The sequence below is a fragment of the Flavobacterium sp. WC2430 genome, from assembly GCF_040822075.1.
Lineage (GTDB): Bacteria > Bacteroidota > Bacteroidia > Flavobacteriales > Flavobacteriaceae > Flavobacterium.
Genome location: NZ_CP162007.1, coordinates 2159292 through 2175875 on the forward strand (window position 1 = coordinate 2159292; position 16584 = coordinate 2175875).

The window sequence follows — 16584 nt, forward strand, 5'->3', positions numbered from 1 at the left end:
TTATGGAAATGCAGCAGTTTTACTATGACAACAAAATTGTAAAAAAGTTTATTTACGCTACCATTGTTTTTGGCGTAGTCGGAATGGCCGTCGGACTTTTATTAGCAACATTTTTTTTATTCCCAAACCTTACTGACGGGGTTTCGTGGTTGAGTTTTGGTCGATTAAGACCTTTACATACCAATGCCGTTATTTTTGCCTTTGTAGGTAATGCTATGTTTGCTGGAGTATATTATTCTTTGCAACGATTATTGAAAGCAAGGATGTATAGTGATTTTTTAAGTAACCTTAATTTTTGGGGTTGGCAATTGATTATTGTGGCAGCAGCCATTTCTTTGCCAATGGGATATACCTCTTCTAAAGAATATGCTGAACTAGAATGGCCTATTGATATTGCAATTGCCTTAATTTGGGTTGTTTTTGGGGTCAATATGATTGGTACGATTTTAAAAAGAAGAGAACGTCATTTATATGTCGCCATTTGGTTTTACTTAGCGACTTTCGTGACAGTTGCAGTATTGCATATTTTTAATAGTTTGGCTATTCCTGTTTCTGCAATGAAAAGTTACTCTGTTTATGCAGGAGTACAAGATGCATTAGTACAATGGTGGTATGGTCATAATGCGGTTGCCTTTTTCTTGACAACACCATTTTTAGGATTAATGTATTATTTTGTTCCTAAAGCGGCAAATCGTCCGGTATATTCTTATAGATTATCTATTGTTCACTTTTGGTCATTAATATTTTTATACATCTGGGCTGGACCGCACCATTTATTATATTCTGCTTTGCCTAACTGGGCACAGAATCTAGGAGTTGTTTTCTCCATCATGTTAATTGCACCTTCTTGGGGAGGTATGATTAATGGATTGTTGACTTTGCGTGGAGCATGGGATAAAGTGCGTGTAGATCCTGTTTTGAAATTTTTCGTAGTAGCTATTACTGGATATGGTATGGCAACTTTTGAAGGACCGATGCTATCATTAAAAAATGTAAATGCAATAGCGCATTTTACAGATTGGATTATTGCACATGTTCACGTAGGAGCGTTAGCATGGAATGGATTTATGGCTTTTGGTATGATTTATTGGTTGGTTCCAAGAATGTCAAAAGGACCTTTATTCTCTGCTAAACTAGCCAATTTCCACTTTTGGATTGGAACATTAGGGATTATACTTTATACGCTTCCTATGTATGTAGCTGGATTTTTACAAGCTTCTATGTGGAAACAATTTAATCCTGATGGAACATTAACATATGGTAATTTCCTTGAAACGGTAACGCAAATTATGCCAATGTATTGGATGCGCGCTGCTGGAGGAACATTATATATTATTGGAATGTTTGTCTTGGTATACAATATTACTAAAACTATAAGAGCTAATGCTGCAATTGAAGATGAATTAGCCGAAGCACCAGAATTACAAAAAATAAGTAGTGGTAGAACTAAAGGTGAAAAATTTCACCCTTGGTTAGAAAGAAAACCAATTCAGTTAACTATTCTGGCTACTGTAGCGATTTTAATTGGAGGTGTTATTCAAATTGTACCTACAATTATGGTAAAATCTAATATCCCAACAATTGCCAGTGTAAAACCGTATTCACCATTGGAATTAGAAGGTCGTGATTTGTACATCCGTGAGGGTTGTGTAGGATGTCACTCTCAAATGGTTAGACCATTCCGTTCTGAAGTAGAACGTTACGGACCTCAATCAAAAGCGGGAGAATTTGTGTATGATCACCCATTCCTTTGGGGTTCAAAACGTACAGGACCGGATTTATTAAGAGTAGGTGGTAAGTACAACGACAATTGGCATTTCAATCACATGTGGAGTCCACAAAGTGTATCTTCTGGATCTATAATGCCTGGGTACAAATGGTTATTTGATAATAGCGCTTTGGATATTTCTGACATTGAAAAGAAAATGCAAGTGATGAAAACACTTGGGGTTCCTTATACAGATGCTGAAATTGCCAATGCTAAAAATGCAATCAAAGTACAATCTCAAAAAATTGAAGACAATTTGCATGCTGATCCTGACTTTGTGAAAAGTTATGAAAATAGCAAGAAAAAAGCCGAAGCAAAAGGAGAAAAATTTGTGCCAATGCATCAGAGAGAGATTGTAGCATTGATTGCTTACATCCAAAGATTAGGTACAGACATTAAAGTAAAAGATAAAAAGTAACTAAGTAGCAAAGTAGCATAGTTATAAAGTGTTGAAAAACAAATTTGTAACTGTGCTACTTTGAAACTCAAAACTATAAAAAAATGTTCGAACAAATAAAACACAACATGGAAACGATTGCAGGTGTTGCAATTTATCCGATACTATCGTTATTGATTTTCTTTTTCTTCTTTGTAGGGCTTGGTATATGGGTTGCATCCTATAAAAAAGAGAAGATCAATGAATTGAGCCAAATTCCATTAAACGACAATTAATCAGTATAATTTCAAATTAGATAAAATGAAAAAATTAATCCCAGCATACGTAAGAGTACCCGTAATTTTCTTTCTCGTGTTTGGCGCTATGGAATACTTTATAGATTCTGGCGATCGTGCAGCATTTATAAAATATCCAATGGTTTCGGTATTTCTATTTGTATTTCTCTTTCTTTTAATAGCGATTGAAATCACCGTAAGTGCTATTGATAATATTACGTATCAAATGCTTACAGAAGAACAAAAAGCAAAATTAGAAGAAGTTAGTGCTATAAGTTATAAAGAGAGCGAGTGGTTTAAAAAGTTAATGCAAAAACTGACTAAAACCGAGCCTATTGAAAATGAAGCTAATTTATTGTTGAGTCATGATTATGATGGAATCAGGGAATTAGATAATAATTTACCACCATGGTGGGTGTATTTATTTTACGGATGCATCGCTTTTGCAGCAATATATTTAGTTCGTTTTGAGATCATGGGTGGCGATAATCAGGAAATGGAATTGAAGAAAGAATTGGCTCAAGCCAAAATAGATGTGGCAGAATATATGAAAACGGCTCCAGATTTAATGGATGAAAAAACGGTAACCTTACTGACTGATCCAGCTGATTTAGCCATAGGAAAAACCATTTTTACAACCAATTGCGCCGCTTGTCATAGAGCGGATGCGGGTGGACAAATTGGTCCTAACCTAACAGATGATCATTGGATTCTGGGTGGTGGAATTAAAAATCTTTTCCATACTGTAACTAATGGGGGTCGTGATGGTAAAGGAATGATTTCATGGAAAGGAACTTTAAAACCAAAAGAAATTCAAAAAGTAACTAGTTATATATTGTCATTACAGGGAAGTAACCCAAAAGATCCAAAAGCACCAGATGGTGAAGTTTGGGTTGATGATGCTGTAGCACCTGCAGCAAAATAAAAACACTGATTTACTAAGTTTTTAAAAGTGTAAAATAGCTTAAAACTTAGAATTATAAATTAAAACAAAATGTCAAAATTACCAGACGAAGCTTTTAGAGATACAATTGGAACCATTGATATTGAAGGAAAAAGGAAATTTATTTTTCCAAAAAAACCTTCTGGAAAATTCTATGACTATAGAAAATGGGTGAGTTATATTTTGTTGATCATTTTAGTTGCAAACCCATTTATTAAGATTAATGGGAACCAATTTATGATGTTCAATGTGTTAGAACGTCGTTTTAATATTTTTGGATTCCCGTTTTGGCCACAAGATTTTTATCTTTTTGTGCTGTTTATGATAGTAGGAGTCGTATTTGTAATCTTATTTACGGTAATTTTTGGACGAATATTTTGTGGCTGGATTTGCCCTCAAACTATTTTCTTAGAAATGGTTTTTAGAAGAATTGAATATTGGATAGAAGGAGATCGTGGAGCCCAAATCCGATTAGAAAAACAAGAATGGAATAGCGAGAAAATAAGAAAGAAAGGAATTAAGTGGTTTATATTTTTACTCATTTCTTTTGCTATTGCAAATGTGTTTTTGGCGTACCTAATTGGTAGTGATGAATTGATTCAAATGATTGAAGACGGACCAGAGACCCATTTCAGTACACTAATTGCATTGTCTATTTTCACAGGGGTTTTCTACTTCATCTTTGTATGGTTTAGAGAACAAGTGTGCATCATAGCTTGTCCATATGGTAGACTTCAAGGGGTATTATTAGACAATAAATCAATTAATGTTGCCTACGATTTTGTTCGTGGTGAAAAAGAATTGGGTAGAGCCAAATTCAATAAGCAAGAAGATAGAACTGTTTCTGGAAAAGGAGACTGCATTGATTGTAAACAATGTGTAAATGTTTGTCCTACCGGTATTGATATTCGTAATGGAACGCAATTAGAGTGTGTGAACTGTACCGCATGTATTGATGAGTGTGATATAATCATGGATAGCGTAGGTTTACCCAAAGGATTAATTCGATATGCATCTGAAGATGAAATAGAGAAAAAAGCGCCTTTTAAATTCACTGCTAGAATGAAAGGCTATTCCGCTATTTTGTTGATTTTAGTTGGTATTTTAATTGGATTATTATTTTTACGAACCGAAGTAGAAGCAACCATTTTGCGATTACCAGGACAACTGTTTCAACATAAAGGAGATAATATAAGTAATGTATTTACCTATAAAATTATCAATAAAACCAACAATGATTTTAATGATATTCATTTCAAATTGGTAGGAATAAAAGGAAATTTGAATGTAGTGGGGAAACAACATTTCAAAGTAAAAAAACAAGGAATGAATGAAGGAACTTTATTTGTTGAAATCAATCAGTATACATTAGAGAGTGATAAAACAAAATTAAAAATAGAAGTGTACGAGGGCAATAAAAAAATTGAAACCAGTACAACCAGTTTTTTAAGCCCACGAAGTTTCGATTAGCATAATAATGTATTGAAGGAGTTTACTTCAAAAAAATAATAGAAAAAATGAAAATAAATTGGGGAACCGGAATCGTCATAGCAATAGCTTTGTTCATGAGTTTTATATTATACTTCGTGATTAAAGTACAAACTAATTCTAAATATGATAATGAATTGGTTGTTGAAGAATATTACAAACACGATGCCCGTTTTGGGGAGGAAATGACTCGAGTACAGAATGCACAAGATTTAACTCAAAAGCCTATTATTACCAAAACTAGGGATGGAGTTACCATTGTTTTTCCAAATGAATTTATTCCTAATAAGATAAAAGGGAATGTGTCCCTATATAGACCGTCTAACAAAAAATTAGATTTTGAAATTCCAATTTCATTATCTAATCCAACTTTGCTCATACCTAAATCAAAATTGGTAGGCGGTCGATGGGACATTAATATGGAATGGCAATATGATGGAAAATCGTATTTAACCAAAGATGTGATTTATATTGATTAGAAACAACATGTTGAAGTTGTAAAACGCGAAGTGGTAATGATTTATTTCTTTGGGCTTTCGACCTTTGACTTTTAAACTAAATTTATGCTTTATACAGCCTTTATTTTTGGATTGATCAGTAGCTTTCATTGCATAGGAATGTGTGGTCCTATTGCTATGATGTTGCCTGTAGACAGAAATAATCCAGCGAAAAAAGTCACTCAAATAATGACATATCATATAGGTCGATTAACGGCTTATGGGACTATAGGATTACTTTTTGGATTGGTAGGGAAAGGTTTTTTTATGGCTGGAATGCAACAAAAATTATCTATCTTTATAGGAGTGCTGATGTTACTTGTTATTTTGATTCCTCAAAAAGTGGTCGCCCGTTATAATTTTTCAAAGCCTATTTTCAAAATAATTTCAAAAGTAAAACAACAGCTAGGGAGTCAATTTAAAAACAAGAGTTACAAATCATTATTTACAATAGGTTTACTAAATGGTTTTTTGCCTTGTGGCATGGTGTATGTCGCTTTATTTGGAGCAATGGCTATGCAATCTGCCAGTTTTGGAATTGTATACATGCTCTTATTTGGATTAGGAACTGTTCCCATGATGAGTAGTATTATATATTTGAATTCCTTTATTACGATTTCTTTTCGAAATAAAATTCAGAAAGTGGTTCCTTACGTTGCCGTTCTTATTGCATTACTATTTATTTTAAGAGGTTTAGGGTTAGGCATACCTTATGTCTCACCATCTAATATGAGTTTGTTTATTCACGCTACCCCAAATTGCCATTAATTGATTTGACATCATTTAAATATTCTATAAAATTAAACACAATGGAAAGACACGATTTAATACACGAATTTCCTGAATACGAGGAAAAAATACATCAACTAAAAGTTGACGACAGTCATTTTAGAGAACTCTTTGACGAGTACCATGAATTAGAACATGAAATTCACCGCATAAATACGGATATTGAAGTAGTTACTGATGAACATGCCCATGAATTGAAAGCGAAGCTATTATTCATTAAAGATGAATTATACAGTATTTTAACTAAGGATGAATAAACTGCATTTCTAATAATTGAATTGCGATATTTTTTAGAAAAAATCACCGCAAATTTGCAAATGATCAACACAATATAAGTGTTTCAACTTGCGAATTTGCGGTTTATCTTTTAACTCAAAGGCGAGTTTTTTATACAGTCATTGAAAATAATTTAGTATCAGGTGTTTTTCGTTTTAATAGTAAGTCAAATGCCATACATATATTGCGAACATGTGCTTTACCCGATTCCGTAACTTTTATTCCACTAGCGCTTAGTAGTAGCAAACCATCTTTTTCCATTTCTTTCAATTGGGTAACAACTTCAGGAATTTCTTCAAAATAATCACTTTTGTTTTCCCAAGAAGTTTCAAATTGGCACATTAAATTCAAGATGTGTTTTCGAATAATTAAATCTTCAGCTGTCAATAAATGACCTCGGTAAATTGGTAATTTATTCCATTCTAATATTTGATAATAGTCTTCCAAATTTTTTTCGTTCTGAGCAAAACTGTACCAACTATCACTTATGGATGAAACACCGAGTCCAATCATTAATTTTGTTTTAGAAGAGCTGTACCCCATGAAATTACGATGCAATTTCTCATTTTGAAAAGCTTCGTATAAAGAGTCCGTTTTTAAAGCAAAATGATCCATGCCTATTTCGTGGTATCCATTTTCTAGTAATAATTCTTTACCTATTTGGTATAGTATTCTTTTCTCTTGATCTTTTGGGATGTCTTCGTCCTTGAAACCACGTTGTCCATTTCCTTTTATCCAGGGAACATGGGCGTAACTGTAAAAAGCCAATCGATCCGGTTGTAATGATTTTGTTTTTTCTATAGTATCAATCACATCTTCTATTTCTTGAAAAGGCAAACCAAAAATAATATCATGGCCAATAGAGGTATAACCAATTTCTCTAGCCCAAAAAGTGACTTTGGCTACATTGTGAAAAGGTTGTTCTCTATGAATTGCTTTTTGTACTTTTTCAGAATAATCCTGAACGCCAAAACTTACTCTTCTGAAACCTAAATCATATAGTTTTTGTAAATGTTGGTATGTTGTATTGTTAGGATGTCCTTCAAAACTGAATTCATAATCGAGAGCTTTCTTTGAATAACAAAAAATCCCATTGATTAAATCTTCTAAGTTTTTAGTCGAGAAAAAAGTTGGTGTTCCGCCACCCATATGAATCTCTTTTACGATAGGTTTTTCACCTAGAATTTCACAATATAATTTCCATTCCTTGAGTAACGCTTCAATGTATGGATGTTCTACTTCATGATTTTTGGTAATCCGTTTATTGCATCCACAAAAAGTGCACATACTTTCACAAAAGGGGAGATGTATGTATAAACTAATTCCTTCTTTTGAGTTGCTTTCTATAAATGATTTTTGTATGGTAGCAATCCAATCCTCATATAAAAAATCGGTTTCATTCCAATACGGAACGGTGGGATAGCTAGTATATCTAGGGCCGGGAACATTATACTTTTGAATTAGTGTACTTTTCATTTCTAGGAAATTTATCTTAAATCAAAAGTACATGGAAACATTAAAAATTAAAATGATAATTATCATGCATCATTTTTTATAAAAAAAAAAACCTCATGCTATTTCTAGGATGAGGTTTATAGAGTCAGAATTTAAAGCTTTATTCTTGCTTAATATTTCTTAATTGTTTTAGTTTTTCTTTCCAAACATCTAGGCTTTCTTTGTGGATAGCAATGTTTTTTCGAACTTCTAGAACAATAGAATTTTCTTTTTTAGCATTTCTAGTATTGGTAAAAAACTGAATGTTATTTTCCAATTGGAAAATTTCATTTTGCACTTCATCAATTTTACGCATGATGAAAATCTTTTCATTTTCTAGTTTACGAGTATCGTTATTCTCTGATAAATGATCCATTCTGTTAGCAAAACGCAACATATCAGTATCTTTTTTACTCAAACTTAATTTATCAAAAAGAGCATCAAGGATTTTATTAAATTTTCCTTCAATATGTCTTCTTGGAAAAGGAACTTTACCCAAGTTTTTCCAATTTTCGATATGTAATTTGATAGCATCCAAATCCGTTTTGTGATCTCCCGTTAATTGGAATTCTCTCAACGTTTCTAGATAAGCTTTTTTATTATCAAAAGAGGCCACTTCTTCACCATTTTCTTCATTCTTTTGCTCTTTTAATTTGTCAAAATAATGGTTACAGGCATCTTTAAATTCTTTCCATACTTTGTCCGAATATTTTCTTGGCACATGTCCTATTTGTTTCCACTCATCCTGAATACGCTTCATGATTGGAGTAGTCACAGCAAAGTCGGTGCTGTCTTGTAATTCAATTGCTTTGGCAACAAGTGCATTTTTTTTATTTAAATTTTCAGTTTGGTCTCTCTTAATATCTTTGTAGAAAGAATTTTTGAAAGAGTTGAAATTTCGAACTGCTGTTTTGAACGCAGCCCAAGTTTCTTCATTCACTTCCGAAGGCACTTTTCCAGCCGAGAAAAAAGCAGTTCTTAACGTTTCTACTTTTTCAATTTGGCCAAGCCATTGAGAATGAGCATTTACTTTCACAGATGCTAATTCTTCAATTTTAGAAATGATTTCTTTTTTCTTTTCTAAATTTTCAACTTCTGTACCTCTCAGTTTCTCAAATAAAACCTCACGTTTGTCGTGCATTTTTTTTGTCAAATCACTGAACAGATTCCAAATTTCATCACGATTTTCCTTAGAAACAGGACCTATGTCCTCTTTCCACATTCTATGTAAATCCTGCAGTTCTCTAAAAGCTTTATTCACATCTTCTTCATGCAATAATTCCTCAACACGCAAAATAATTTTTTGTTTTTGCTCAAGATTGTGCTTGAAGTCTAAGTCTCTGGCCTCTCTGTCAAGATGCAAATAATCATAGAAATTTTCTACATGAAAATGATAATTATTCCATACATGATTGTATTTGTCTTTTGGAATTGGTCCTGCATTTTTCCAACGTTCTCTTAATTCATTAAAATGTTTTAAGGTGTCTTTGATGTTTTCCTGCGGATTAATTAGCTCTTTTAATTCTTCAACGATAGCTAATCTATTTTCTAAATTCGATTTCAAGTTCGTTTGTAAACTCTTGAAATGAACATTTTTATTGTTTTTATATTGCGTGTAAAATTGGTCAAATTTCACTTTCAACGGAGAATGGTATTGAAAATCTTCAGTACTATCTGGGTTTTCTGCTTGGAATTCTTCTTTTTTCTCTTCTATGAAGTGATTGAATTTTGCCAAAAAAGCTTTCTTGATTTCATCAACATGATCCTTTACTGACATTACTTTATCAGTACCAACAAGGTTTTCTAACTCGTCAACAAGCTGCTCCATAGACAAAGTATCATAATCTTGCATCGGGATGTGATGACGCTCCTTCAAGGTCTCATCTTCACTTTCCTCAGCATTAGAATCGTCTATTGAATTTAGTGCTTTTTGATTTTCGTTTTCAATTACCGTATCTGTAACCAAAACTTTTTCGGTTGCAGGTTCAACAGTGTTTTCTTCTGCAGGCACAACTGTCTCTTCCGCTACAGTTTCTAGGTTCTCTGTAGTTTCTGGAGTTGATTCAATAGAATCAGTTGTTAACGTTCCATCTGCATTTTGCAGGTTATCATTCTTTTCTTCTAACATTTGTTCAATGTGTAAGGTTTCTATTTATTGAACACGAAAGATAGTAAAGCAGTATTGAAATACAAAACAATTATCTAATTTAGAGTCGTTTTAGGTTAAAATGTAGGGTTTTTTTGTAGCAATTTCCTGCTATTCGCTCTATCTTTTATAGCTTAAAAAAAGCTATAAAAGGATGCCGCTACTATCAGGGCTAGGCATTGTTTATAGGTTTAAATTTTAGTGATTTAAAGACAATTGGGGCGATTGTAAATAATTAAATGTAGTCCACAATAACAAATACTTATTGAAACATAAAAAAGTACAAATTATAAAATAAAAAAAGTCCCACCGAAGCAGGACTAAAGATTTTCATCTACGGCATATAGCCTTATTGTGATAAGATTAAAGATTAGAAATTTTAATCAGTTACAAACATAACTAAAAATTAGTTAGTTAGCAATGAGGAAAACCGTAAAGGGACTAATTATTTTTACCGTAGCTTTAAAAATTCTTACAAAACAAAGATTGATATGGCAAAAATATTAGGATTAGATTTAGGAACAAACTCGATTGGATGGGCGATAGTGGATAAAGACGGGGCTGAATTTTCTCTTGTAGATAAAGGGGTTCGAATATTTTCGGAGGGGGTAAAATCAGAAAAAGGAATTGAAAGTTCACGAGCAGCAGAACGTACAGGTTTTAGAAGTGCCAGAAAAATAAAATTTCGAAGAAAATTGAGGAAGTATGAGACTCTAAAAGTACTTTCTAAAAATAATATGTGTCCGTTATCTATTGAAGAAGTGGAACAATGGAGAAAATCAGGTTTTAAAAAATACCCTCTGAATCCTGAATTCATTAGGTGGTTAAGAACAGATGACGATAAAAATATTAATCCGTATTATTTTAGAGATAAATCAAGTAAACAAAAAGCAACTTTATTAGAGGTTGGAAGAGCCTTTTATCATATCGCTCAGCGAAGAGGTTTTTTGAGTAATCGATTAGATCAATCTGCAGAAGGTGTAATCGAGCAACATAAACCCGATTTAGAAGATATTCTTGAAAATGTTTCAACTATTACGGAACTTCAAATGGAACTAACAAGCTATTTTCAAGATCGTGATTTAATTGAACGTAAAGCTACGGATTTAGACGAAGGGGAAAAGAAATTGAAGGCTTTGTACAATTCATTTTTTAAAACGATTAAAGATAATCCAAAAGATTTTGAGAAAACAAAATTCTTACTTAATCAACGTTTAAATAAGAAAGAAGATTTAGGAGCTGTTAAACAAAAGATTGGCGAGATTTCTCAAGCGATGAAATTGGGTAATTATGCCACTTTAGGACAATATTTCTATAGTTTATATAACAATGGGAAAATTAGAAATCAATATACGGCTCGTGAAGAACACTATCTTTCTGAATTTGAAGTCATATGTGCAGCACAAAGTATTAAAGGAATAATACCCAATGAAAAATTACCTGAAAAAAGGTATTTCGGATTAGCTAAAGAATTGTATAAAGCAATCTTTTTTCAAAGACCATTAAAGTCCCAAAAAGGATTAATTGGCAAATGTACTTTTGAAAAAAGCAAGTCACGATGTGCTGTTTCGCATCCAGATTTTGAGGAATATAGAATGTTGTGTTTTATTAATACCATAAAAATAAAAACTCCAGATGATGAAAGTTTGCGATTTCTTACTAACGAAGAAAGACTGAAAATAACACCTAAGTTTTTACGTAAAAAAGATAATTTTAATTTTGAAGATTTAGCCAAAGAATTAGTGCCAAGTGGCAGTAAATATACATTTTATAAATCGTCGACAGCAGCATCGGTCAGTTATTTGTTTAATTATAATATTAATTCCTCCGTCAGTGGTAATTTAGTTTCTGCTTCGTTTAAAAATGCTTTAGGCGAGGATTGGAAAACGAAAACCTATACTTATGAAACACTTAATAAGAATGGAGAAAGCGTTACAAGAAATGTAGATTATAATGATTTATGGCATTTAATTTCAGTTTCAACTTCTGATTTGTACTTACAGGAATTTGCAAAAGACAAATTGAAATTAGACGACAAAAAAACTGTTTTATTTAGTAAAATAAAACTAAAAAAAGATTTTTCCAGTTTGAGTTTAACGGCAATTAATAAAATTAATCCCTTTTTAAGAGAAGGTTTGTTGTATTCGCACGCCGTTTTTATGGCAAATATCGAAAATATTGTAGATGCAGATATTTGGAAAAATCTTGAAGATAGAAAATACATTCAAACAAAAATAGCCGAATTAATCGCCACAAATACTTATGATAATAATTTATTGGAAATTGTAAACGGACTTATAAAGGAATGTAAAGTTGGAGGTTTCTATTATTCAAAAGAAGCGGAAGCGACCTATAAATTAGATTTAGAAAAGAAGGTAATTTCCTTTGTGAAATCAAATAAAATAGAAGATCAAATGGAGGCTATTATTAATAAATTGTTCCCTATTTATATCGAGCAACTTAATAAATATGAGTTCATTGCAATAAAACGTTTAGACGAGAAAGTATTTGATTTTTTAGACGGTCAAAATGATAATGGTCAAGTTTTTTGTAATTCTAAGAACAAACTAAAAAAACTATATCATCCTTCGGATATTGATGTTTTTAGAAAACAAATATCAAAAGATGATAATGGAAACGAAAAATTGGTTTTAGGAAGTCCGTTAATTTCTTCAATAAAAAATCCAATGGCGATGCGTGCTTTGCATCAATTAAGGAAAGTATTGAATGCCTTAATTATTGAAGGACAAGTTGACGAAAAAACTAGAATTCATATCGAAATGGCACGAGAATTAAACGATGCCAATAAACGAAAAGGGATTCAGGATTATCAAAGAGACATTGAAAAAAACAGAAAAGAGTATATTGAGGAAATTAAAAAAGATTACAAAGCTGTAAAAGGTATAGATATTGAACCTACTGAAGATGATATTTTGCGGTATCAATTATGGATTGAGCAGGATAGGAAAACAATATATGAAGAACAATATACGAACATTAGTATTTGTCAAATAATAGGTAGTGACCCAGATTATGACATAGAACATACTATTCCAAGAAGTAGGTCACAAGATAATTCACAAATGAATAAAACCTTGTGCAGTAAGCGATATAATAGGGAAATTAAAAAGAATAAGATGCCTATTGAGTTGAGTAATCATAAAGATATTTTGGCTAGAGTTGAACCTTGGAAAAAGAAATATGTGGCTTTAGAATATGATATAAATAATATTTCAAGAGCTATTAAAGCGGCAACTACCAAGGACCAGAAAGATAGAAAAATAAGGCTTCGACATAAGTTGAATTTGGAAAAAGACTATTTCAAGGGGAAATATGAACGATTTAATTATCCAGAACCAAAAGTAGGTTTCAAAAACAGCCAAATTCCAGATACTGGAATTATCACAAAATATGCAAGCGCTTATTTAAAATCATATTTTGGTAGAGTTGAAGCAGTAAAAGGCGGAATGGTTGCCGAATTTAGAAAAGCTTGGGGAATTCAAGAAAGCTACATTAAAGATGGGAAGAAATACTATGAGATCAAAGACCGTAGCAAACACACCCACCATTGTATCGATGCCATTACTATTGCTTGTATGACCAAAGATAAATATGATGTAATGGCTCACGCTTGGGATTTAGAAGACGACTTGGATAAAAATCAATACAAATTGATGAAGTCAGTTCTCGAACAATCAAAACCTTGGAAAACTTTTACCGAAGATTTAAAAAAGATTGAGGACGAAATTTTAGTTTCGCATCACACTCCTGATAATGTGAAGAAACAATCTAAAAAGATTATCAGAATTCGAGGCAAGAAACAGTTTGTTGCCGAAATGGAAATTGATGTGAATGGGAAAAGTATTCCAAGAACAGACAGCAATAATAAAATTATTTTCAAGAAGGATTTTAAGGGAGAAAAAATAGTAAGGTTTCATCAAGGAGATACTATTCGAGGTTCTTTGCATCAGGATAGTATTTATGGAGCAATTAAAAACCCATTAAATAATGAAGAAATTCGCTATGTTATTAGGAAAGATTTAGGAAGTATCAAAGCTTCGGATGTTGAGAATATAATAGATGAGATTGTAAAACAAAAAGTAAAACAAGCGATTGCCGATAAGGTTTTACTGCTTTCGTCAAATGCGCAACAGCAAAATAAATTAGCTGACAATCAAAAGGTTTGGATGAATAAAGAAAAAGGAGTTGCCATAAACAAAGTCCGTTTGTATGCCAATTCTGTAAAAAATCCTTTATATATAAAGGAACATAGTGAGTTATCAAAATCAAAGCACGAACACAAGCAAATGGTATATGCTCAGAATGACGAGAATTTTGCAATGGCTATCTATGAAGATTTCGATAAAAAAGGGAAAATAAAAAGGTCATTTGAAATGATTAATAATATTGATGCAGGGGCATATTACAAATTAAGTAATCAAGAGAATAAAACCAACTATGATATAGTGACAAATCCTCACGATAAATCAGGGTTGCCTTTAAAGTATATTCTAAAAAAAGGATTGATGGTTTTGTTTTTTAAAGAAAATCCTCATGAGATTTTAGAGTTACCAATAAGAGATTTACATAAAAGATTGTATAAGTTGGCAAAATTTGATGCACAAGGTAGGTTAACTTTTAGAACTCATTTTGAAGCTAGACAAGCTAGTGATTTAAAAGAAATTTACAATGTTGATTTTGAGAACCCATTTGAGCAAATTAGATTGCAAGTAAGTAAATTAAATATGTTAGTTGAAGGATATGAATTTGTATTGTCTTCTTCTGGCAAGATAACTTTTATTTAAAAAGTTTCAAGTTCTTTGACATTTCGCTCGACATCTTAAACAGCCAAACCACAACTGAAAGGCATGGCATCCGCCAGCAGGGATGCAGTAGCTTTCAGTTGTGGTTTGATTAAAGATTAGAAAACACGATATTAATAGTTGAAGTGCCTGTTTTTGTCAAAGGGTTGTGGTTTGATTAAAGATTAGAAAACACGATATTTTCATTGTGTCCTAAAATTATATTTCTTTGGTTGTGGTTTGATTAAAGATTAGAAAACACGATATTGAAGGCAGAAGGATTACTTTAACCACTCGGTTGTGGTTTGATTAAAGATTAGAAAACACGATATTAAAGAAAGGGCATAGGGCTAGTGATATTCAGTTGTGGTTTGATTAAAGATTAGAAAACACGATATTAGAACGACTTTATTATCTCCACTGACAAAGGTTGTGGTTTGATTAAAGATTAGAAAACACGATATTAGAACCGCTCTCGATGTAGTTCACGATAGGGTTGTGGTTTGATTAAAGATTAGAAAACACGATATTTTTACCCTTTGTGGCTGTCAAGGTCGAACGGTTGTGGTTTGATTAAAGATTAGAAAACACGATATTCTGATTTAGAAGCGTTCAGAGATGGAAGGCGTTGTGGTTTGATTAAAGATTAGAAAACACGATATTTAAATCAATTATCTGTTCGGGCTCGTCGTCGTTGTGGTTTGATTAAAGATTAGAAAACACGATATTCACAACAGCTACAGCATACTCAACGGTAACGTTGTGGTTTGATTAAAGATTAGAAAACACGATATTAACAATATCGGGAGTTAAGCAATTTACGAGGTTGTGGTTTGATTAAAGATTAGAAAACACGATATTAATTTCATTTCAACTAATGCGGAAGGTGCTGTTGTGGTTTGATTAAAGATTAGAAAACACGATATTCTTGCTCAAAACCACTGTTATCGCCAGTACGTTGTGGTTTGATTAAAGATTAGAAAACACGATATTAGCCGTTGCAGGTGGTATTTCCTTGAATCGGTTGTGGTTTGATTAAAGATTAGAAAACACGATATTCTTTTGCACTTGCATCAACATTGCTTTATCGTTGTGGTTTGATTAAAGATTAGAAAACACGATATTAAGTGCAATTAAATCAATTATGATTAAATAGTTGTGGTTTGATTAAAGATTAGAAAACACGATATTTCCAATTACTGATGCATAAACATTACCATTGTTGTGGTTTGATTAAAGATTAGAAAACACGATATTTGACAGCAAATCCATGAGTCATTCCGATATGTTGTGGTTTGATTAAAGATTAGAAAACACGATATTTCGGTGAACATTCTTCAAAATGGTTTAGACGTTGTGGTTTGATTAAAGATTAGAAAACACGATATTCGGACAATCCTTTTAGTTTTGATTGGCAACGTTGTGGTTTGATTAAAGATTAGAAAACACGATATTAAACAACCTAAAGATGTAAATGTAAAAATAGTTGTGGTTTGATTAAAGATTAGAAAACACGATATTAACTATGCAAGACAAAAAATTAACTTACCAGTTGTGGTTTGATTAAAGATTAGAAAACACGATATTATGCCAAAGTGGGCGAATACCCATCCAATCGTTGTGGTTTGATTAAAGATTAGAAAACACGATATTAGTTGGCTTGTTACCTTCTAATAATCAATAGAATAAAGAGATATATCGTAAAATAA

10 protein-coding genes and 1 CRISPR repeat array are annotated in these 16584 nt (G+C 32.2%); of the genes, 8 read left to right on the forward strand and 2 right to left on the reverse strand.

Going from position 1 to position 16584, the window contains the following annotated elements; translation table 11 throughout:
• Positions 1–2 precede the first annotated feature (2 nt).
• From ccoN to AB3G36_RS09505, 7 genes are all read left to right on the forward strand, one after another.
• Positions 3–2186 (forward strand): cytochrome-c oxidase, cbb3-type subunit I, encoded by a 2184-nt coding sequence (ccoN, locus tag AB3G36_RS09475; RefSeq protein WP_367752095.1) that lies wholly within the window; start codon positions 3–5, stop codon positions 2184–2186.
• Between the two features lie 83 nt (positions 2187–2269).
• Complete coding sequence (locus tag AB3G36_RS09480) at positions 2270–2440, forward strand: CcoQ/FixQ family Cbb3-type cytochrome c oxidase assembly chaperone (RefSeq protein WP_367752096.1); 171 nt, start codon at positions 2270–2272, stop codon at positions 2438–2440.
• Between the two features lie 25 nt (positions 2441–2465).
• Positions 2466–3365 (forward strand): cbb3-type cytochrome c oxidase N-terminal domain-containing protein, encoded by a 900-nt coding sequence (locus AB3G36_RS09485; RefSeq protein ID WP_367752098.1) that lies wholly within the window; start codon positions 2466–2468, stop codon positions 3363–3365.
• A 69-nt stretch (positions 3366–3434) separates the two neighbouring features.
• Positions 3435–4853: a cytochrome c oxidase accessory protein CcoG gene (gene ccoG / locus AB3G36_RS09490; RefSeq protein ID WP_367752100.1), complete on the forward strand. Its 1419-nt coding sequence runs from the start codon at positions 3435–3437 to the stop codon at positions 4851–4853.
• 47 nt (positions 4854–4900) lie between these two features.
• Positions 4901–5350, forward strand: a complete 450-nt coding sequence (locus AB3G36_RS09495) for a FixH family protein (protein WP_367752102.1) — start codon at positions 4901–4903, stop codon at positions 5348–5350.
• 84 nt (positions 5351–5434) lie between these two features.
• A complete protein-coding gene (locus tag AB3G36_RS09500) occupies positions 5435–6136 on the forward strand; it encodes a sulfite exporter TauE/SafE family protein (RefSeq protein ID WP_367752104.1) in 702 nt (233 codons plus the stop codon).
• Positions 6137–6177: 41 nt separating this feature from the next.
• Entirely contained in the window at positions 6178–6414 is a 237-nt protein-coding gene (locus AB3G36_RS09505) for a YdcH family protein (protein ID WP_367752106.1), read from the forward strand.
• 130 nt (positions 6415–6544) lie between these two features.
• Here the strand turns inward: AB3G36_RS09505 and hemN are convergent, their stop codons facing one another.
• Positions 6545–7909: an oxygen-independent coproporphyrinogen III oxidase gene (gene hemN / locus AB3G36_RS09510; RefSeq protein WP_367752108.1), complete on the reverse strand. Its 1365-nt coding sequence runs from the start codon at positions 7907–7909 to the stop codon at positions 6545–6547.
• A gap of 139 nt (positions 7910–8048) precedes the next feature.
• Entirely contained in the window at positions 8049–10055 is a 2007-nt protein-coding gene (locus AB3G36_RS09515; RefSeq protein ID WP_367752110.1) for a DUF349 domain-containing protein, read from the reverse strand.
• 509 nt (positions 10056–10564) lie between these two features.
• On the opposite strand from AB3G36_RS09515, the gene cas9 reads away from it, so the two are divergent.
• A complete protein-coding gene (gene cas9, locus AB3G36_RS09520) occupies positions 10565–14878 on the forward strand; it encodes a type II CRISPR RNA-guided endonuclease Cas9 (protein WP_367752112.1) in 4314 nt (1437 codons plus the stop codon).
• A gap of 97 nt (positions 14879–14975) precedes the next feature.
• Positions 14976–16528: a CRISPR direct-repeat array (repeat unit 36 nt; unit sequence GTTGTGGTTTGATTAAAGATTAGAAAACACGATATT).
• The last annotated feature ends 56 nt before the right edge of the window (positions 16529–16584 follow it).